This window comes from Burkholderia sp. WP9 (assembly GCF_900104795.1).
Taxonomy (GTDB): Bacteria; Pseudomonadota; Gammaproteobacteria; order Burkholderiales; family Burkholderiaceae; genus Paraburkholderia.
In genome coordinates, this window is sequence record NZ_FNTG01000001.1 from 2,239,414 (window position 1) to 2,258,201 (window position 18,788).

At 62.0% G+C, this 18,788-nt stretch carries 17 protein-coding genes and 1 tRNA gene; 3 read left to right on the forward strand and 15 right to left on the reverse strand.

What is annotated here, in order from left to right; genetic code table 11:
* Window positions 1-9: 9 nt before the first annotated feature.
* The 15 genes from nuoH to BLW71_RS10030 all read right to left on the reverse strand — a co-directional run bounded on the left by nuoH (window position 10) and on the right by BLW71_RS10030 (window position 15,496).
* Window positions 10-1,074 carry an NADH-quinone oxidoreductase subunit NuoH gene (gene nuoH / locus BLW71_RS09960; protein WP_091795808.1) on the reverse strand — a complete coding sequence of 355 codons (1,065 nt, stop codon included), beginning with the start codon at window positions 1,072-1,074 and terminating at the stop codon, window positions 10-12.
* A complete protein-coding gene (gene nuoG / locus BLW71_RS09965; RefSeq protein ID WP_091795811.1) occupies window positions 1,075-3,408 on the reverse strand; it encodes an NADH-quinone oxidoreductase subunit NuoG in 2,334 nt (777 codons plus the stop codon). It abuts the gene before it with no gap.
* A 132-nt stretch (window positions 3,409-3,540) separates the two neighbouring features.
* Window positions 3,541-4,869, reverse strand: a complete 1,329-nt coding sequence (gene nuoF / locus BLW71_RS09970) for an NADH-quinone oxidoreductase subunit NuoF (protein ID WP_091795814.1) — start codon at window positions 4,867-4,869, stop codon at window positions 3,541-3,543.
* Window positions 4,866-5,351: an NADH-quinone oxidoreductase subunit NuoE gene (gene nuoE, locus BLW71_RS09975; RefSeq protein ID WP_007175612.1), complete on the reverse strand. Its 486-nt coding sequence runs from the start codon at window positions 5,349-5,351 to the stop codon at window positions 4,866-4,868. The genes nuoF and nuoE overlap by 4 nt, the downstream gene beginning before the upstream one ends.
* A gap of 130 nt (window positions 5,352-5,481) precedes the next feature.
* On the reverse strand, window positions 5,482-6,735 hold the full coding sequence (locus BLW71_RS09980; RefSeq protein ID WP_091795817.1) for an NADH-quinone oxidoreductase subunit D: 1,254 nt from the start codon (window positions 6,733-6,735) through the stop codon (window positions 5,482-5,484).
* A gap of 9 nt (window positions 6,736-6,744) precedes the next feature.
* On the reverse strand, window positions 6,745-7,347 hold the full coding sequence (locus tag BLW71_RS09985; protein WP_091795820.1) for an NADH-quinone oxidoreductase subunit C: 603 nt from the start codon (window positions 7,345-7,347) through the stop codon (window positions 6,745-6,747).
* 21 nt (window positions 7,348-7,368) lie between these two features.
* A complete protein-coding gene (locus tag BLW71_RS09990; RefSeq protein WP_006052903.1) occupies window positions 7,369-7,848 on the reverse strand; it encodes a NuoB/complex I 20 kDa subunit family protein in 480 nt (159 codons plus the stop codon).
* A 63-nt stretch (window positions 7,849-7,911) separates the two neighbouring features.
* On the reverse strand, window positions 7,912-8,271 hold the full coding sequence (locus tag BLW71_RS09995; protein WP_013339872.1) for an NADH-quinone oxidoreductase subunit A: 360 nt from the start codon (window positions 8,269-8,271) through the stop codon (window positions 7,912-7,914).
* A 163-nt stretch (window positions 8,272-8,434) separates the two neighbouring features.
* Window positions 8,435-8,519: transfer RNA gene (locus BLW71_RS10000), tRNA-Leu, on the reverse strand.
* A gap of 112 nt (window positions 8,520-8,631) precedes the next feature.
* Complete coding sequence (secG, locus tag BLW71_RS10005; protein WP_091795823.1) at window positions 8,632-9,009, reverse strand: preprotein translocase subunit SecG; 378 nt, start codon at window positions 9,007-9,009, stop codon at window positions 8,632-8,634.
* Window positions 9,010-9,091: 82 nt separating this feature from the next.
* Window positions 9,092-9,871: a triose-phosphate isomerase gene (gene tpiA / locus BLW71_RS10010; protein WP_091795826.1), complete on the reverse strand. Its 780-nt coding sequence runs from the start codon at window positions 9,869-9,871 to the stop codon at window positions 9,092-9,094.
* 121 nt (window positions 9,872-9,992) lie between these two features.
* On the reverse strand, window positions 9,993-11,009 hold the full coding sequence (locus BLW71_RS10015) for an NAD(P)H-quinone oxidoreductase (RefSeq protein ID WP_091800672.1): 1,017 nt from the start codon (window positions 11,007-11,009) through the stop codon (window positions 9,993-9,995).
* Window positions 11,010-11,160: 151 nt separating this feature from the next.
* The gene (pnp, locus tag BLW71_RS10020) at window positions 11,161-13,320 is read right to left on the reverse strand and encodes a polyribonucleotide nucleotidyltransferase (RefSeq protein ID WP_177204995.1); all 2,160 of its coding nucleotides are present in this window, start codon (window positions 13,318-13,320) and stop codon (window positions 11,161-11,163) included.
* 345 nt (window positions 13,321-13,665) lie between these two features.
* Entirely contained in the window at window positions 13,666-13,938 is a 273-nt protein-coding gene (gene rpsO / locus BLW71_RS10025; protein WP_011487489.1) for a 30S ribosomal protein S15, read from the reverse strand.
* A 190-nt stretch (window positions 13,939-14,128) separates the two neighbouring features.
* A complete protein-coding gene (locus BLW71_RS10030) occupies window positions 14,129-15,496 on the reverse strand; it encodes a branched-chain amino acid ABC transporter substrate-binding protein (protein WP_091795877.1) in 1,368 nt (455 codons plus the stop codon).
* A gap of 184 nt (window positions 15,497-15,680) precedes the next feature.
* Here BLW71_RS10030 and BLW71_RS10035 point away from each other — a divergent pair, with 184 nt between their 5' ends.
* The 3 genes from BLW71_RS10035 to BLW71_RS10045 all read left to right on the forward strand — a co-directional run bounded on the left by BLW71_RS10035 (window position 15,681) and on the right by BLW71_RS10045 (window position 18,750).
* Complete coding sequence (locus BLW71_RS10035) at window positions 15,681-16,232, forward strand: hypothetical protein (protein WP_091795880.1); 552 nt, start codon at window positions 15,681-15,683, stop codon at window positions 16,230-16,232.
* A 234-nt stretch (window positions 16,233-16,466) separates the two neighbouring features.
* Window positions 16,467-17,105: a carbonic anhydrase gene (locus BLW71_RS10040; RefSeq protein WP_091795884.1), complete on the forward strand. Its 639-nt coding sequence runs from the start codon at window positions 16,467-16,469 to the stop codon at window positions 17,103-17,105.
* Window positions 17,106-17,181: 76 nt separating this feature from the next.
* Window positions 17,182-18,750 (forward strand): SulP family inorganic anion transporter, encoded by a 1,569-nt coding sequence (locus tag BLW71_RS10045; protein ID WP_091795886.1) that lies wholly within the window; start codon window positions 17,182-17,184, stop codon window positions 18,748-18,750.
* Window positions 18,751-18,788 lie beyond the last annotated feature (38 nt).

The window sequence follows — 18,788 nt, forward strand, 5'->3', positions numbered from 1 at the left end:
ATCCGCCCTTTATTTCCAGATGTTCAACGGCGACATGATCCAGAAGCCGACCACGATGAGCCACACCACGCAAACCGGAATGAAAATCTTCCAGCCCAGACGCATGATCTGGTCATAGCGGTAGCGAGGGAATGTGGCACGCGCCCAGATGAACACCGACAACAGCAAGAAAACCTTCAGCACAAGCCAGAAGATGCCCGGGATAAACGACAGGAACCCGAACGGTGCGCTCCAGCCGCCGAGGAACAGTGTTGCGGCCAATGCCGAGATCACGATCATGTTGATGTACTCGGCGAGGAAGAACAGCGCGAACGCCATACCCGAGTAATCGATCATGTGGCCCGCGACGATTTCCGACTCCCCTTCCACCACGTCGAACGGGTGACGGTTCGTTTCGGCGATGCCCGAGATGAAGTACACGACGAACATCGGCAGCAGCGGAAGCCAGTTCCACGACAGGAAGTTCAAGCCGTATGACGCGAAGATGCCATGTTCCTGCGAAGCGACGATGCCCGACAGATTCAGCGTGCCAGCGGTCATCAGCACGACGACGAGCGCGAAGCCCATCGAGATTTCGTACGACACCATCTGCGCCGCGGCGCGCATGGCGCCGAGAAACGCGTACTTCGAGTTCGACGCCCAGCCGGCCAGGATCACGCCGTACACGCCGATCGACGAAACCGCCATCGCGTACAACAGACCGGCGTTGATGTCGCCGAGCACCGCGCCCGCCTGGAACGGAATCACCGCCCAGACCGCGAAGGCCGGCACCACCACCATGATCGGCGCGATCATGTAGATCCAGCGGCTTGCTTGCGCGGGCTGAATCACTTCTTTCAGCAGCAGCTTAAGCACGTCGGCGATCGGCTGCAGAAGACCTGCGGGGCCGACGCGGTTCGGGCCGAGACGCACGTGCATCCAGCCGATCAGCTTCCGTTCCCACAGAATCAGGTAAGCCACGCACAGCAGGATCACGACGGCCACCACCAGGATGCGCACCAGTGCCCACACCGTGGGCCATGCCACACCGAGAAGCTGGGTGCCGCCCGAGTTGATCGTATCGAACAAGCTCATTTACGCCTTCTCCACCACCAGTTCACCGAACAGGCTGCCCAGCGCTGCACCGGCCGGCGTAGCCGCCGATACGCGGACGACCGTCTCCGCAAGATTCGCGTCGCGCACGGCCGGCAACTGCACCGATTGCTCGCCCTGGCGCACGCGCACTGCGTCGCCTTCCTTCAAACCCAGTTTGTCGAACAGCGCAGCCGGCAGACCGACCGTGTTCGCTGCGCGTGCCGCTGCGGTCAGATGCAGCGACTCCGCGCGACGCACCAGCGCGTCGGCGTGATAGATCGGCACGTTCGCAATGCGCTCGAACTTGCCTTCCGCCGCCTTAGCCGCCTTGCCGCGCGCAACTGCGACGCCCGTCTTGTTCGACAGACGCGAGTTCAGTTCGCCGTCGCCGAGAGCGGCCGTACGCACTTCCTCCGACGTATCGAATTCGAAGCCCGGCACGCCCAGCAGGCTGCCCAGCACACGCAACACCTTCCATGCCGGACGCGTGTCGCCGAGCGGGCGCACCACGCCGTTGAACGTCTGTACCGTACCTTCGGCATTCACAAACGTACCGGCCGTTTCCGTGAACGGCGCGATCGGCAACAGCACGTCGGCGTATTCGGCGCCCGTCTGGAACGGCGACAGCACGACCACCATTTCAGCCTGCTTCAGCGCGGCCAAAGCCTGCGCCGGATTGGCCGTGTCGAATTCCGGCTCGACGTTCAGCAACACATAACCCTTGCGCGGCTGCTCGAACACGTCGCGAGCGTTCAAACCGCCCTCGCCCGGCAATGCATTCACGAGATGCGCGCCGACCGTGTTGGCCGCTTCCGTGAAGAAGCCCAGCGTCGCGCCGGTCGCGTCCGCGATCCATTGCGCTGCGGCGTGGATGAGCGCGAAATCCGGATGACGGACCGCACCGTTGCCCAGCAACACGAGGCGGCGTTCGCCCGAAGCGAGCGACTTGGCGACCTGCTTGTTCGCATCCGTAGGCTGCGTGCCGGCGAAAGCTTCCGGCAGCGCGACGCCATTGGCTTCCGACACTGCGCCGGCAATGCCAGCCAGCGCGTCGAGCCATGCGGACGGCGCGGCAACCACGCGCTCCGCTTGCGGAATCAGCGCGTCGTCATTCGTGGACTGCACCAGCGTGAGCTTCGCGCCGCCCTTGGCAGCTTGACGCAAACGCGCGGCGAACAGCGGATGGTCGCGGCGCAGATCCGAGCCGATCACCAGCGCGGCGTCGACGTTCGACAGATCGGCGATGGCGGTGCCGAGCCACGGCGCGCCATTGACCGGCGCGGAGAAATCCGACTGACGCAGACGGAAGTCGACGTTAGGCGTGCCGACCGCTTGCGCCAGTTGCTTCAACAGGAACAGTTCTTCGACCGTGCTGTGGGCGCTGCCGAGTGCGGCCAGCGCGTTCGCGCCGTGGTCGCCCTTGATGCCCTTCAAACCCTTCACCACGTATTCGAGCGCGCTTTGCCAGTCGGTCTCGACCCACTTGCCGCCTTGCTTGAGCATTGGCTGCGTCAGACGCTCGGGGCTGTTCAGGCCTTCATACGAGAAGCGGTCCTTGTCCGAAATCCAGCATTCGTTGATGGATTCGTTTTCGAACGGCAGCACGCGCATCACGCGATTGTTCTTCACCTGCACCACGAGGTTCGCGCCGACGGAATCGTGCGGGCTCACCGACTTGCGGCGCGACAGTTCCCACGTGCGGGCGCTGTAACGGAACGGCTTGCTGGTGAGCGCACCGACTGGGCACAGATCGATCATGTTGCCCGACAACTCCGAATCCACCGTCTTGCCGACAAACGAAGTGATTTCCGAATGCTCGCCGCGGCCCAGCATGCCGAGTTCCATCACGCCGGCCACTTCCTGGCCGAAACGCACGCAACGCGTGCAGTGAATGCAACGCGACATTTCTTCCATGGAGATCAGCGGGCCGACGTTCTTGTGGAACACCACGCGCTTTTCTTCGCTATAGCGCGATGCCGACTTGCCGTAACCCACGGCCAGATCCTGCAACTGACACTCGCCACCCTGGTCGCAAATCGGGCAATCCAGCGGGTGGTTGATCAGCAGGAATTCCATCACGGCTTGCTGACCCTTCACCGCCTTGTCCGACTTGGTGCGCACGATCATGCCGGCCGATACCGGCGTGGCGCATGCGGGCACCGCCTTCGGCATCTTTTCGACATCGACCAGACACATCCGGCAGTTGGCCGCAATCGACAGCTTCTTGTGATAGCAGAAGTGAGGAATGTACGTGTCGACCTTATGCGCAGCCTGGATCACCATGCTGCCTTCAGGCACCTCTACTTTCTTGCCGTCTATTTCAAGTTCAACCATGATGGTCAATCTTCCTTAACCTGTTACCGCTCAATCGTTCGCCTGTTCATCGCCCGTTTCAGGCGATGAATCCCGCGGTTGACGTGTTCTGGTGCGTGCCTGTTCAGCGCACTTACGTGTGCTTGTCTGCGCTCAAGCCGCCACTGTTTCCGACGCCGCTGCTGCGCCGGCGTGACCGCCGACGAGGCAATGCTTGTGGGCGACGTGATATTCGAACTCGTTCCAGTAGTGCTTGAGCATGCCGCGAACCGGCATGGCCGCCGCATCGCCGAGCGCGCAAATCGTGCGGCCCATGATGTTTTCGGCGACCGAGTTCAGCAGATCCAGATCTTCCGGACGGCCAAGCCCATGCTCGATACGATGCACGACGCGATACAGCCAGCCCGTGCCTTCGCGGCAAGGCGTGCATTGACCGCACGACTCTTCGTAGTAGAAATAAGACAGGCGCAACAGCGAGCGCACCATGCAACGCGTCTCGTCCATGACAATGACCGCGCCCGAACCCAGCATCGACCCCTGCTTGGCGATCGAGTCGTAGTCCATGTCGGTCTGCATCATGATGTCGCCCGGAATGACCGGTGCCGACGAGCCGCCAGGAATCACGGCTTTGATCTTCTTACCGCCGCGCATACCGCCGGCCAGTTCCATCAGCGTGGAGAACGGCGTGCCGAGCGGAATTTCATAATTGCCCGGACGCTCGACGTCGCCCGCGATCGAAAAGATCTTCGTGCCGCCGTTATTCGGCTTGCCGATCTCGAGGTAATTCTGCGGACCGATTGCGAGCAGGAACGGCACTGCGGCAAACGTCTCGGTGTTGTTGATCGTGGTCGGCTTGCCATACACGCCGAAGCTCGCCGGGAACGGCGGCTTGAAGCGCGGCTGGCCTTTCTTGCCTTCCAGCGATTCGAGCAGCGCGGTTTCTTCGCCGCAGATATAGGCGCCGTAACCGTGGTGCGCATGCAGTTCGAACGAGAAGCCCGAACCCATGATGTTTTCGCCGAGGAACCCGGCGCGGCGAGCTTCGTCCAACGCTTGTTCAAAGCGTTTGTAGACTTCCCAGATTTCGCCGTGGATATAGTTGTAGCCGACCGTAATGCCCATCGCGTACGCGCCGATGGCCATGCCTTCGATCAGCGCATGCGGATTGAAGCGCAGGATGTCGCGGTCTTTGAACGTACCCGGTTCGCCTTCGTCCGAATTGCAGACGAGGTACTTCTGGCCGGGGAACTGACGCGGCATGAAGCTCCACTTCAGGCCGGTCGGGAAGCCTGCACCGCCTCGGCCACGCAGACCCGACGCCTTGACGTCGGCAATCACCTGCTCGGGCGGAATCTTCTCTTCCAGAATACGGCGCAGCTGGGCGTAACCGCCGCGCGCCACATAGTCTTCGAGATGCCAGTTATCGCCGTTCAGGCCGGCGAGAATCAGCGGTTTGATGTGACGATCGTGTAAACACGTCATTTCGAAAGTTCCTCGAGCAGCTGGTCGATCTTCGCGCGGCTCATGAAGCTGCACATGCGATGGTTGTTCACCAGCATCACCGGCGCGTCGCCGCACGAGCCCATACATTCACCTTCTTTCAGGGTGAATTTGCCGTCGGGCGTGGTTTCGCCGAAGTCGATGCCGAGCTTCTGCTTCAGATATTCAGCCGCGCTGTCCGAGCCGCCGTCCGGGCCAAGCTGACACGGCAGGTTCGTGCAGAGCGTGATCTTGTACTTGCCGACAGGCGAGGTCTCGTACATCGTGTAGAAGGTAGCCACCTCCTGCACGGCGACTGCCGGCATGCCGAGATAGTCCGCGACGAACTGCATGAGTTCGGGCGACAGCCAGCCATGCTCTTCCTGAGCAGTGGCCAACGCCGACATCACGGCGGACTGTTTCTGATCGGCGGGATACTTCGCGATCGCACGATCGATTTCTTTCAGGCCTTCAGCTGAGATCATTTTCAGACACGACTCTTTCAATTCCTACCGAACGAAAACCCGTCGCTCACATCATGCTGCGACAGACCCGGCGTTCCTTGCTTGACGCGCGCTTCAGTGCAATCTGAAAACGCGCGCCGATGAATACGTCCTAGCGATCCACTTCGCCGAACACGATGTCCTGCGTGCCGATGATCGTCACGGCGTCGGCGATCATGTGACCGCGCGCCATTTCATCGAGCGTGGACAGGTGGGCATAGCCCGGTGCGCGGATCTTCAGGCGATACGGCTTGTTGGCGCCGTCCGAGATCAGGTAGATGCCGAACTCGCCCTTCGGATGCTCGACAGCGGCGTACGCCTCGCCTTCCGGTACGTGGAAGCCTTCCGTGAAGAGCTTGAAGTGGTGAATCAACTCTTCCATGTTCGACTTCATGCCGACGCGCGACGGCGGCGCAACCTTGTGATTGTCGATCATCACGGGGCCGGGATTCTTACGCAGCCACTCAATGCACTGTTTCACGATGCGCGTGGATTGGCGCATTTCTTCGACGCGGACCAGATAGCGGTCGTAGCAATCGCCATTCACACCGACCGGAATGTCGAAATCGAGCTTGTCGTAGACTTCGTACGGCTGCTTCTTGCGCAGATCCCACTCGATACCCGAGCCGCGCAACATGGCGCCGGTCATACCGAGGTTCAACGCGCGTTCCGGACTCACCACGCCGATACCGACCAGACGTTGCTTCCAGATCCGGTTGTCGGTGAGCAGCGTTTCGTATTCGTCGACGCACTTCGGGAAACGCGTGAAGAAATCGTCGATGAAGTCGAGCAGCGAACCCTGGCGGTTCTCGTTCATCTTCGACAATGCCTTCGCATTGCGAATTTTCGATGCCTTGTATTGCGGCATTGCGTCAGGCAGATCGCGATAGACGCCGCCCGGACGATAGTAAGCTGCGTGCATCCGTGCGCCGGACACCGCTTCATACACGTCCATCAGGTCTTCACGTTCGCGGAACGCATACAGGAACACCGCCATGGCGCCGACGTCGAGTGCGTGCGCGCCGATCCACATCAGGTGGTTCAGCACGCGCGTGACTTCGTCGAACATGACGCGAATGTATTGCGCGCGGATCGGCACCTCGATGCCGAGCAGCTTTTCGATCGCCATCACGTAGCCGTGCTCGTTGACCATCATCGACACGTAGTCGAGACGGTCCATGTACGGCACCGACTGAATGAATGTTTTGGTTTCGGCGAGCTTTTCAGTCGCACGATGCAGCAGGCCGATATGCGGATCGGCGCGCTGGATGACTTCGCCGTCGAGTTCGAGCACGAGGCGCAGTACACCGTGCGCTGCCGGGTGCTGAGGGCCGAAGTTGAGCGTGTAGTTCTTGATCTCTGCCATGGCGTTCTCTTAGTGTTTCAGACCGCCATAGCGATCTTCGCGGATCACGCGCGGCGTGATTTCCCGCGGCTCGATCGTCACAGGCTGATAGACGACGCGCTTTTCTTCCGGGTCGTAACGCATTTCGACGTAACCGGAGACAGGAAAATCTTTACGGAACGGGTGACCGATGAAACCGTAATCGGTGAGGATACGGCGCAGGTCCGGGTGGCCTTCGAAGACGATGCCGTACAGGTCGAATGCCTCGCGCTCGTACCAGTTGACCGAATTCCAGATTTCGACGACGGACGGCAGGATCGGCACTTCGTCGTCCGGTGCGAACACGCGCAGACGCAAACGCCAGTTGTTCTGCACCGACAACAAATGCAGAACGGCCGCGAAACGCGGACCGTCATAAGCGCCTTCGGCGTAGGTCTGATAGTCGACGCCGCACAGATCCACGCATTGCTCGAAACCGAGCGAGCGGTCGTCGCGCAGACGGGTTGCCACATTGAGGTAGTCGCCAGCCTTCACGACGATCGTCAACTCACCGATTGCCTCGGTAGTGCTCTGCAGGAGGCCGCCAAAGGCCGCCTCGAGGTTCGCTTTCAGGGTCTCGAGTTTGCTTGCCATATTGTGGGGGAGGCGTTGGCCTTATTGACGGGCGATTGTGTTGGTGCGGCGAATCTTGGCCTGCAACTGGATCACGCCGTACACCAGCGCTTCCGCCGTGGGCGGGCAACCGGGCACATAGACGTCGACCGGCACGATCCGATCGCAGCCGCGCACCACCGAATACGAGTAGTGGTAATAGCCACCACCGTTCGCGCACGAACCCATCGAAATCACCCAGCGCGGCTCGGCCATCTGGTCGTAGACCTTGCGCAGAGCCGGCGCCATCTTGTTGCACAGCGTGCCGGCGACGATCATCACGTCCGACTGACGCGGACTCGGACGAAACACCACGCCAAAACGGTCGAGGTCATAACGGGCGGCACCCGCATGCATCATCTCGACCGCACAGCACGCAAGACCAAACGTCATCGGCCACAGCGAGCCGGTGCGCGTCCAGTTGATCAGTTTGTCAGCTGTGGTGGTGACAAACCCTTCCTTCAAGACCCCTTCGATACTCATTTGCTTTCCACTCCAGACGGGGTGGCAAGCCTTGGCCACCCGCGCAAACCGGCGATTAATCCATCATTCCCAGTCGAGGCCGCCTTTTTTCCAGATGTAGGCGAAGCCCAGCAGGAATTCGAGCAGGAAAATCATCATCGCCATGAAGCCCGGCCAGCCGATGTCGCGCAGGGCAACGCCCCACGGGAACAAGAACGCGGTTTCAAGATCGAAAATGATGAACAGAATGGCGACGAGGTAATAGCGCACATCGAACTTCATGCGCGCATCTTCGAATGCTTCGAAGCCGCACTCGTACGGTGCGTTTTTCTCGGTATCAGGCTTATTGGGACCGAGGATCTTGCCGATACTGACCAGCGCCACGCCTAAACCAGTGCCCACAACGAGGAACAACAAGACGGGGAAATAGGCTGCGAGGTTCAAGACAGTCCTCAATCGGTTGGGTTCTGAGTGCCGTCAGGAGCATAGCACTCCTGACGCGAAATCACTTCCGAAACGCACATGTCGCAAGCCCAACGCAAGCCGCACGCCAGAAGTGAAAATGCCAGCCGAAGCGAAGCAAGCGGCTGGCATTTAGATAACATTTTGGTGCCGACGGCGAGACTCGAACTCGCACAGCTTTCGCCACTACCCCCTCAAGATAGCGTGTCTACCAATTTCACCACGTCGGCACTGCATGCAATCCGGGAAAACAACTTATAAAACCCGCGAATCGCTTCAAGACTTGAATTATAACTGGTCTAAACAGTTTGTTCAACGCACAAAAGCACTTTGAACGAAAATTTATTTCGGTACATCAGTCGCAGGAACGGATGCAGCCGATGCCGGCAAAACAGCCGAGCCACCTGCCGGTGCCGAAGCAGCCGAAGCCGCGACCGGCGCAGTCACCGCCGCGCCCAGCAAGCCTGCGGAAGGTTTCGCCCGATATGCACCAAGGTACGTGAGCGTCAGCGTGGTGACAAAAAACACCGCGGCGAGAACCGCCGTTGTACGTGACAAAAAGTTTGCCGAACCGGTCGCACCGAACAGACTGCCCGACGCTCCGCTACCAAAAGCCGCGCCCATATCGGCGCCTTTGCCGTGTTGCAGCAAGACGAGGCCAATCACCCCGAGTGCCGACAACAGCTGAACGACGATAATCAATGTTTTCAAATACAGCATCACACTCACCTGAGTCTTTATTTAACCGCGCGACACACTACGTGTTGCACGGGATGGGGTCATCCTCGCCAAGGCGCCCTGCTCAACCGGCGACGCTCGTTGCGGCTGCCGCCTTGCAGATCGCCAGGAAATCCTGGTCTTTCAACGACGCGCCGCCGATCAGGCCACCGTCGATATCCGGCTGGCGGAACAATTCTTCCGCGTTTTCCGGCTTTACACTGCCACCGTACAGCAGCGGCACATCCGCCACCGCCGCGCCCTTTGCCGCCAGACGCGCGCGCAGGAACGCATGAACCGCCTGCGCCTGCTCCGAACTCGCGCTCTTGCCGGTGCCGATCGCCCAGACCGGCTCATAAGCAACGACGATCCGCGCCGCCTCTTGCACCGACAATTTCGCCAGCACTTCGTCCAGCTGCATGCCGACCACCTGCTCGGTCGAACCGGCTTCGCGCTCTTCAAGCGTTTCACCGACGCAGACGATCGGCGTCAAGCCGGCCTCCAGCGCGCGCTGTGTTTTCACCGCGACCAGTTCTGCGCTTTCGCGATGATAGGCACGGCGCTCCGAGTGCCCGACGATCGCGAGCGTGGCGCCGAACTCCACCGCCATAGGCGCGGCCACTTCGCCGGTATAGGCGCCATGCGTGAACGCTGACACGTCCTGCACGCCCCACACGACCCGGCTGCCTTCCAGCAACGATTGAGACTGCGCGAGATACGGACTCGGCACGCAGACGCCGACGCGCACGTCGGCCGGCAATTCGCCCGCGCCTTGCACCACCGCCTGCAACAGCGTGGCATTCTCAGCGAGGCGCCCGTGCATCTTCCAGTTACCGACTACCAGTTTGGCTCGTTGTTTCGACATCGTCTCGTCTTGTCTTGGCGGCGGACTTCGTTTGCGCTTACAGTCCGCCTTTCGGATTCATGCGGCGTGCGCAAAACGCACAATTTTACTGCGTGGGGTGGATCGGGTCAAACCGACCGTGTCAAGCGTCCTGACCCCAAGACAGTACGATCTTGCCGACGTGCGTGCTGCTCTCCATCAGCGTGTGCGCGTCGGCGGCCTGCGCGGCCGGAAACACGCGATGCACCACGGGCTTGATGCGCCCGTCTTCGAGATGCGGCCACACGCGTTCTTTGAGTTGCGCGGCAATCTTCGCCTTGAATTCGATCGACCGCGGACGCAGCGTCGAACCGGTCAACGTCAAACGGCGGCGCAGCACTTCGTTCAGATTCAGCTCCGCTTTCGCGCCACCCAGCAACGCGATCAGCACGATGCGTCCGCCGTCGGCCAAGGCCGTCAACTCGCGCGATACGTAACTGCCCGCCACCATGTCGAGCACCACGTCGACGCCGCGGTCGTTGGTCAACGACTTGATCACTTCGACGAAATCTTCGGTCTTGTAGTTGATCGCCCGTTCGGCGCCCAACGCTTCACACGCACGGCACTTCTCGTCCGAACCGGCGGTCGCGAACACGCGGAAACCCAGCGCATGCGCAATCTGGATCGCCGTCACGCCGATGCCGCTGGAACCACCCTGCACCAGCAGCGTTTCGTTCGGCGCGCCTTCGCCCTTACCGAGTTGCGCACGGTCGAACACATTGCTCCACACCGTGAAAAACGTTTCCGGCAGCGAAGCCGCCTCGACGTCCGACAAACCGGCCGGCACCGGCAGGCACTGCAGCAACGGCGCGACCGCGTATTCCGCGTAGCCGCCACCAGCCAGCAACGCACACACGCGATCACCCACCTTCAGGCCAAACGGATTGTTCTTCTCGTCGATCGTACCGCCGACGATTTCGCCCGCCACTTCCAGCCCCGGCAGATCCGACGCGCCCGGCGGCGGCGCATAGCCGCCCTTGCGCTGGAACACGTCAGGACGGTTGATGCCGGATGCGGCCACCTTGATCAGCACCTCGCCCGCGGCCGGTTGCGGCGTGGGCCGCTCCGCCAGTTTCAGAACATCCGGTGCACCGAATTCGGTGATTTCGATCGCTTTCATCTGCGTCAACTCCAAGATTGGATTGCGTTGCATGCCGGGATGAACAACTAGAGTACCCGTTTCTCATTACCTGCAACGCAATCCACCCTGCGCCCTTCATGAAAAACGGCCGGCGCGCATTCGCGCTGCCGGCCGTTGCCCCGCTACCGCATTACTGCTGCGGCGTCGGCTCGCCTTGCGGCGCGCCGCTTGCGCCATTCGCGCCTTCGTTCAGCAACGCCTTGGCCGACAAACGCACGCGGCCCTTTTCGTCCGTCTGGATGACCTTGACCTTCACTTGCTGGCCATCCTTCAGGTAGTCGTTGATGTCCTTGATACGCTCGTTGGCGATTTCGGAAATATGCAACAGACCGTCCTTGCCCGGCAGGATGTTCACGATCGCGCCGAAATCGAGCAGCTTGAGCACGGTGCCTTCGTACACCTGGCCCACTTCGACTTCCAGCGTGATGTTCTCGATACGCTTCTTCGCTTCGGCCATGCCTTCGCTGCTCGTGCTGGCGATGGTGACGACGCCGTCGTCCGAAATATCGATCGTCGTGCCGGTTTCTTCGGTCAGTGCGCGGATCACCGAACCACCCTTGCCGATCACGTCGCGGATTTTTTCCGGATTGATCTTGATGGTGATCATGCGCGGTGCGTAGTCCGACAGCACCGTGTTCGCGCCCGACACCGCCGAGGTCATCTTACCGAGGATATGCAGACGGCCTTCCTTCGCTTGCGCGAGGGCGACCTGCATGATTTCCTTGGTGATGCCCTGGATCTTGATGTCCATTTGCAGCGCGGTCACGCCTTGTTCCGTGCCCGCCACCTTGAAGTCCATGTCGCCGAGGTGATCTTCGTCGCCGAGGATGTCGGTCAGCACGGCAAACTTGTTGCCTTCCAGGATCAGGCCCATCGCGATGCCGGCGACGTGCGCCTTCATCGGCACGCCGGCGTCCATCAGCGCGAGGCAGCCGCCGCACACCGAAGCCATCGACGACGAACCATTCGATTCCGTGATTTCCGACACGACGCGAATCGAGTAGCCGAATTCGTCGGCGCTCGGCAGGCATGCAGCCAGCGCGCGCTTGGCCAGACGGCCGTGACCGATTTCACGGCGCTTCGGCGAACCGACGCGGCCCGTTTCGCCGGTCGCGAACGGAGGCATGTTGTAGTGGAGCATGAAGCGTTCGCGGTACTCGCCTTCAAGCGCGTCGATGTTCTGCTCGTCGCCCTTCGTGCCGAGCGTCGCCACTACCAGCGCTTGCGTTTCGCCGCGCGTGAACAGTGCCGAGCCGTGGGTACGCGGCAGCACGCCGGTACGGATTTCGATCGGGCGCACGGTGCGCGTATCGCGGCCGTCGATACGCGGTTCGCCGTTCAGGATTTGCGTACGGACGATCTTCGCTTCGATATCGAACAGCACGTTGCCGACGGTTGCTTTGTCGGCCGCCACCGTGCCGCTTGCTGCAGCGTCTTCTTCCAGTTTCTTCGACGTGGCTGCGTAGACTTCCTTCAGCTTGGTCGAACGGGCTTGCTTGTCGCGCAGTTGGTAGGCGGCGAGCAGGTCGGCTTGCGCCAGTTCCGTCACGCGTGCGATCAGCGGCTCGTTCTTCGCCGCCGGCTGCCAATCCCATTCCGGCTTGCCGCCTTCGCGGACCAGTTCGTGGATCGCGTCGATCGCGATCTGCATTTGCTCATGACCGAACACCACGCCGCCGAGCATCACTTCTTCGCTCAGTTGCTGCGCTTCCGATTCCACCATCAGCACCGCGCGCTCCGTACCGGCGACGATCAGGTCGAGTGCCGATTCCTTCATTTGCGGACGCGTCGGGTTCAACACGTATTCGTTGTTGATATAGGCCACGCGTGCTGCGCCGACCGGGCCATTGAACGGCAGACCGGACACGGCGAGCGCTGCCGACGCGCCGATCAGCGCGGGAATGTCAGCGGGGATTTCCGGGTTCAGCGACAGGACGTGGATCACGACCTGGACTTCGTTGTAGAAGCCTTCCGGGAACAGCGGACGCAGCGGACGGTCGATCAGGCGCGAGATCAGCGTTTCGCCTTCCGACGGACGGCCTTCGCGACGGAAGAAGCCACCCGGGATCTTGCCGGCGGCGTAGGTCTTTTCGAGGTAGTCGACGGTCAGCGGGAAAAAGTCCTGGCCCGGCTTGGCCGTCTTGGCGCCGACCACGGTGGCCAGCACCACGGTATCTTCGACGTCGACGATCACGGCACCGCTCGCCTGACGAGCGATCTCGCCGGTTTCGAGGCGAACCTTATGTTGTCCCCACTGAAATTCTTTGACGATCTTATTGAACATAGTCATTGCTTTTCCTCTTCGTAATGCCGCGCGAACCAGAAGCGGCGCGGCAACGCCAAGACCGGCGCCGCATGGGAAGAGTAGTGTTATGCCATTCCAGAGAGCCACGCTTGACGTTGAGTACGCGCGCGAACCGCTGGAATGACACAAAGCTCCGCCCTGAAGCCCGGCCATGAATCGCTTCTTTACTGCTTGCTCTACTGCTTGATTACTGCTTCGCCACTCCCGCCGCATGAACCAGCACGCCACTGCGGAGAACAGCCGGCGCGCATCACATGAAGCGCACCGTGCAAAAACAAAATGCCTGTATCAGTGGAACTGACACAGGCATCTTGCTGAACGACTGGCCGATTACTTACGCAGACCCAGCTTCTCGATCAGTGCGCGGTAACGATCCGCGTCCTTACCCTTCAGGTAGTCGAGCAGCTTACGACGGCGGCTCACCATGCGCAGCAGACCGCGGCGGCTGTGGTGATCTTTCGTGTGAGCCTTGAAGTGAACGGTCAGTTCGTTGATGCGGGTCGTGAGCAGCGCGACCTGAACTTCGGGGGAGCCGGTGTCGTTAGCTGCGCGTGCGAATTGCGCGACGACTTCGGACTTCTTGCTTGTTTCAACTGCGGACATGTCGATTTCCTTAAGAACTAGACAGGCGGTCACGGAAGAAAGGCCGTGCCGTGGGTTACCCGTGTGCTTTCAATATTGCTGACATGCCTTGGATACAGGCCTGCCTCACAACGAACGGGACGCGTATTGTAGCACAGCCCAATCCGGCCGCGAACCCCGCTGTGACGGGCGGTGGCACGCCTTTCCCGCGTCATGGCCGCTTCATCTTGCAAACGCTCGGCAAGACCGTGCGCTCGGGCGGCAGCGCGAGCACCGTGCGAAAGCCATAGCCGGAGCCCTCGTTGTCGAAATGCACGCCCGGCGTGCCGGCTTTGTCCATTTCCATCACGTAAAGGGGCTGGATCAATTGGTGGTCGTCGGCGCGCATCCAGGAAGCGTGAAAGCCGTTGTCGAACCTGATGCCTTCCAGCGCTTTCGCCACGGCGGTCGGATCGACGCTGCCGGCGCGGCTCATCGCCGCAGCGAGGGTTTCGATCATCAGCGACATGCGCAGCACCGGGTAATCGTCCTGCGCGGCCGGGAAACGGGTCCGGAAGGCGGCGTACCAGGCGTCGGACGCCGCGCCGCCGGCGTTCGGATGCCAGTCCGCCACCGCGATCACGTGGCCGACGCCGGCGTCGGCCAACGCGGCCGGCGCGCCGAGGCTGTTGCCGTAGAACGTGTAGAACTTCGTGTCCAGCCCCTGTTCGCGCGCGGCCTTGACGAGCAGCGTCAGGTCGTTGCCCCAGTTACCCGTGATCACGGCGTCCGCTCCGCTCGCGCGGATCTTCGCCACGTACGGCGCGAAGTCCTTCACGCGTCCGATCGGATGAAATTCGTCGCCGACCACCGAAATGTCCGGCCGCTTCGTCGCCAGCGTCGAGCGCGCGAGGCTGCTGACGTCGTGTCCGAAACTGTAATCCTGGTTCAGCAGATAGACCTTCCTCACCGCCTTGTCGCGCTGGATCACGTCGGCCAGCGCATCCATGCGCATGCCCGCGTGAGCGTCGAAGCGAAAATGCCAGAAGCTGCAGTTGGCGTTGGTCAGGGCGGGGTCGTCGGCGGAATAGTTGAGGAACAGTTCGCGGTTGCCCGGCTCGCGGCTGTTCTGCTTGTCGATCGCGCCGATCAGCGCGGCGGCGACCGCCGAGCTGTTGCCTTGCAGGATGTAGCCGATATGGCGGTCGGCGGCCGCGCGCAGTTGCGTGAGCGCCTCTTCGGTGCCGCCCTTGCTGTCCAGCACGACCAGTTCGAACGGATGCGCGCCGTCGGCGAGCTTCACGCCGCCGTGCGCATTCACCTGCTCGACGCCGAAGCGCAGATTGCGCTCCACCGCCGCGCCCGCGTTGGCGAACGGGCCGGACATGCCTTCGATCAACGCCAGCTGGATCGGCGTGCCGGTGGGTTTGTTCGCGGGCTTCGCTGCGGCGTTAGCCGTCGGCTTCGCTGCCGGACTCACTGCGGGGCTGGCTGCGGCGCCGGCCGTGGGGTTTGTCGCCGGCTCGCCCGCCGCGTGCGCCGCTGTCATCAAAAGCGCTGTCAACGCCACGGCCGTTCGTTGCCACTTTGCCATCGTCATCGCCCCGCCTGATTGGTGAAAGCGCGGATCATAGGGGGTTCGGGACGGAATAAGCAAGCCGGGCCAAGCGTTACCCCACTACCCGGCCAGCCCTTCACGAAGCGCAAATCTTTTGCCGCAGCGCGTGTCAAAATAATGCGTCTCGATGATAAAAACCGCTACTCACACGCCATCGGAGGAATACATGTTCAACCGCCACCACGTCACGGCGGCCTCGATCGGAGCGCCGGCCGCCGGGCGCCTGCGCCGCGCGGCGCTCGTCTGCCTGAGCGCCTTGACGCTTGCCGGCTGCGTGCAGCCCTGGCAGCAATACACCCAGGGCGCGGATGAATCCACCATCGTCGCGCGTCTCGGCCCGCCGCGCGAAAGCTACGACCTGCCCAACGGCGGGAAGCGGCTGATGTGGCCGACCCAGCCGATGGGCGAAACCACCACCGCGGCCGACATCGACGCGGCCGGCAAGATCGTCAACGTGCGCCAGGTGCTGCAACCCAACGAGTTCTACCGCGCGGAAATCGGCAAGTGGACCAAGAGCGACGTGCTGGTGAATTTCGGCCGCCCGGTCGAAACGGCCTACTTCCCGTTGATGAAGCGTGAAGTCTGGACCTATCGCTATCTGGAAGACAACGTCTGGTACATGATGTACAGCTTTTATTTCGACGACCAGGGCATTGTCCGGCTCACGCAGAAAACGCCTGATCCGTTGCACGATCCGGATCGCCGCAGCCTGTTCTGAGCGATGCGCAAATGACGCGCAATGCGCCGCGCATCTATCAAAGCCGCCTCTTCAGGCGGCTTTTTTTTATTTATTACGCATCGCGGCGAATTTTATTTCGCGCACAGCGGATTTATTTTTTGATAGAAAGGCTTTCGTAAGCATTGATTCAGCGCTGGTCTCCCATGAGGCCGCACGAGCGTAGCCGTGAATTCGGCGCCGAATGAATGCGCACCACTTACGGAGCCGTTATCGATGAACCGTCCCAAACGCCTGTTGGTCGCCAACGTAGCGTGGGCGCACGAAACCGCCGTGCGCAACCCCGCATTTTTCCGCCACCTGGTGCGCGGCCAGAATCCGCACGTGTTGTGGATCGGTTGCTCGGACAGCCGCGTGCCCGCCGAGACCATCACACATTGCGAGCCGGGAGACCTGTTCGTCCACCGCAATATCGCCAACCTCTTTCAAGCCGGCGACGACAACTCGGCGAGCGTGCTCGAATACGCGGTGAAGGTGTTGAAGGTCGGCCATGTGATCGTCTGCGGCCACTATGGATGCGGTGGCGTGCGCGCCGCGCTGCTGCCGCCCGAGCCGAGCCTGCCGCATGTGAATCGCCGGATCGCGCCGCTTTGCGCACTCGCCAAAGCACACCACGAAGAACTGGATGGCCACGCAAACGAGCGGCAGCGCGTCGATCGCCTCGCCGAACTGAACGTGCTCGAACAGGTACGCGGCTTACGCGCGCACCCTATCGTGCAGGACGCCGATCCGGCGCCCCTCGTGCACGGCTGGATCTTCGCGCTCGAAGATGGGCGCATCAAGGTCCTCACGTCCGGCTACGAAGCCGACGACGCGATGACCTGCACCACCGCCGCCCACAGCGCCGCCGCTTAGCGCGACACCTCATGCGGATCCGATCCGGTTCGGCTTTCGCCGCATACCAGGCCCTACACCTCACCGCACCGACACCATGAACCTTCGAGCTTTTTTCTCCACGTTTCAGCGCGACCTGCTTGCGGGCACGGTCGTTTTTCTGGTGGCGCTGCCGCTCTGTCTCGGCATTGCCAATGCATCGGGCGTCGAGCCTTTTGCCGGGCTCGTTTCCGGCATTGTCGGCGGGCTGGTGGTGGCCGTGCTGAGCGGCTCGCGTCTGAGCGTGAGCGGTCCGGCCGCGGGCCTCGTCGTGATCGTCGTCGACGGGATCGCGCAACTCGGCAGCTTCTCTGCCTTCCTGCTGGCCGTGCTGCTGTCCGGGGCGATCCAGTTCGGCTTCGGCATGCTCAAAGCCGGCCGCTTTGCCGCCTACGTGCCCTCGCCGGTAATCAAGGGCATGCTCGCCGCCATCGGCGTGCTGTTGATCGTCAAGCAGTTCCCGCTCGCGCTCGGGCTGTCCGGCGCGAACGCAGCGTCCGGCGCGCAAGCCGCGGGCGCGATCGTCACGCCGTTCGGTTCGATTTCTCTCGCGGCCTGCGTAATCACCTTGCTCTCTCTGGCGATTCTGGTCGGCTGGGAAACGCGCGCGCTGCGCCGCTTCGCGCTGGTGCGCCGGGTACCGGCACCGCTCGCGGTCGTCCTGCTCGGAATCGGCGCGACATTGTTGCTCAGCGTGCTGACGCCGTCGCTCGCACCGCCCGCGGAACATCGGGTCGCGCTGCCGCCGCTGGAGTCGTTCGCCGCGCTGCGACTCGCGCTCGAGTGGGCCGACTTTGGGCCGCACTTCGCACAACTCGTCAATCCCGATGTCTGGCGCGTGGCCATCACGCTGGCGATCGTCGCGAGTCTGGAAACGTTGCTGAGCCTCGAAGCGGTCGAGCAGATCGATCCCGAGCGGCGCCCCGCGCCGCCGGATCGCGAGCTGAAGGCGCAAGGCGTCGGCAACCTGATTGCGGGTGCGATCGGCGGATTGCCGATCACGTCGGTGATCGTGCGCAGTTCGGCCAACGTGCATGCGGGCGCGCAAAGCCGGCTCTCGGCGATCATTCACGGCGTGCTGCTGCTCGTCAGCGTGTTTGCGCTCACTAGCGTGATCAACCTGATTCCGCTCGCCTGCCTCGCGGCGATCCTGATCTTCACCGGGGTGAAGCTCGCCAAGCCGTCGCTGTTCGTCGCCGTCGCGAAACAGGGCTTCGCGCCGTTCGCCCCGTTTATCGTGACGCTGGTCGGTGTGCTCGCAACCGATCTGCTGATCGGCATCGTGCTCGGCATTCTGTGCAGCGTGCTGCTCGCGCTGTATGCGAATCTGCGCAGCCCGATCGTGCTAGCACAACACGGCGATCACTATCTGCTGTCGTTTCGCAAGGACGTGTCGTTTCTCGGCAAAGTGCCGCTCAAGCATTACCTGCAGCAGATTCCCGACGGCGCCACGGTGATCGTCGATGCGACGCGCGCCGATTTCGTCGACCACGACGTGCGCGAACTGCTCGACACGTTCGTGGCCGATGCACCGGAACGCGGCATCGCCGTCGAAGTGCGGCATCAGGTGCAGGCCCAGGCGCGCGCGTCACGCGGCTGGTCGATGCGGCGCACGGCGACGGAGTAACGCCACAATGCAAAAGCCCCATGCCATTCAAGGCACGG

Bases quoted from the DNA above. Each gene is read 5' to 3' on its own strand.
- BLW71_RS10035 (WP_091795880.1), top strand. From the start codon at position 15,681: ATGTTCAACCGCCACCACGTCACGGCGGCCTCGATCGGAGCGCCGGCC.
- nuoG (WP_091795811.1), bottom strand. From the start codon at position 3,408: ATGGTTGAACTTGAAATAGACGGCAAGAAAGTAGAGGTGCCTGAAGGC.
- nuoF (WP_091795814.1), bottom strand. From the start codon at position 4,869: ATGACGTGTTTACACGATCGTCACATCAAACCGCTGATTCTCGCCGGC.
- tpiA (WP_091795826.1), bottom strand. From the start codon at position 9,871: ATGTCGAAACAACGAGCCAAACTGGTAGTCGGTAACTGGAAGATGCAC.
- BLW71_RS09985 (WP_091795820.1), bottom strand. From the start codon at position 7,347: ATGGCAAGCAAACTCGAGACCCTGAAAGCGAACCTCGAGGCGGCCTTT.
- nuoH (WP_091795808.1), bottom strand. From the start codon at position 1,074: ATGAGCTTGTTCGATACGATCAACTCGGGCGGCACCCAGCTTCTCGGT.
- pnp (WP_177204995.1), bottom strand. From the start codon at position 13,320: ATGACTATGTTCAATAAGATCGTCAAAGAATTTCAGTGGGGACAACAT.
- BLW71_RS10040 (WP_091795884.1), top strand. From the start codon at position 16,467: ATGAACCGTCCCAAACGCCTGTTGGTCGCCAACGTAGCGTGGGCGCAC.
- nuoE (WP_007175612.1), bottom strand. From the start codon at position 5,351: ATGATCTCAGCTGAAGGCCTGAAAGAAATCGATCGTGCGATCGCGAAG.
- rpsO (WP_011487489.1), bottom strand. From the start codon at position 13,938: ATGTCCGCAGTTGAAACAAGCAAGAAGTCCGAAGTCGTCGCGCAATTC.
- BLW71_RS09990 (WP_006052903.1), bottom strand. From the start codon at position 7,848: ATGAGTATCGAAGGGGTCTTGAAGGAAGGGTTTGTCACCACCACAGCT.
- BLW71_RS10030 (WP_091795877.1), bottom strand. From the start codon at position 15,496: ATGACGATGGCAAAGTGGCAACGAACGGCCGTGGCGTTGACAGCGCTT.
- BLW71_RS10045 (WP_091795886.1), top strand. From the start codon at position 17,182: ATGAACCTTCGAGCTTTTTTCTCCACGTTTCAGCGCGACCTGCTTGCG.
- secG (WP_091795823.1), bottom strand. From the start codon at position 9,009: ATGCTGTATTTGAAAACATTGATTATCGTCGTTCAGCTGTTGTCGGCA.
- BLW71_RS09980 (WP_091795817.1), bottom strand. From the start codon at position 6,735: ATGGCAGAGATCAAGAACTACACGCTCAACTTCGGCCCTCAGCACCCG.
- BLW71_RS10015 (WP_091800672.1), bottom strand. From the start codon at position 11,009: ATGAAAGCGATCGAAATCACCGAATTCGGTGCACCGGATGTTCTGAAA.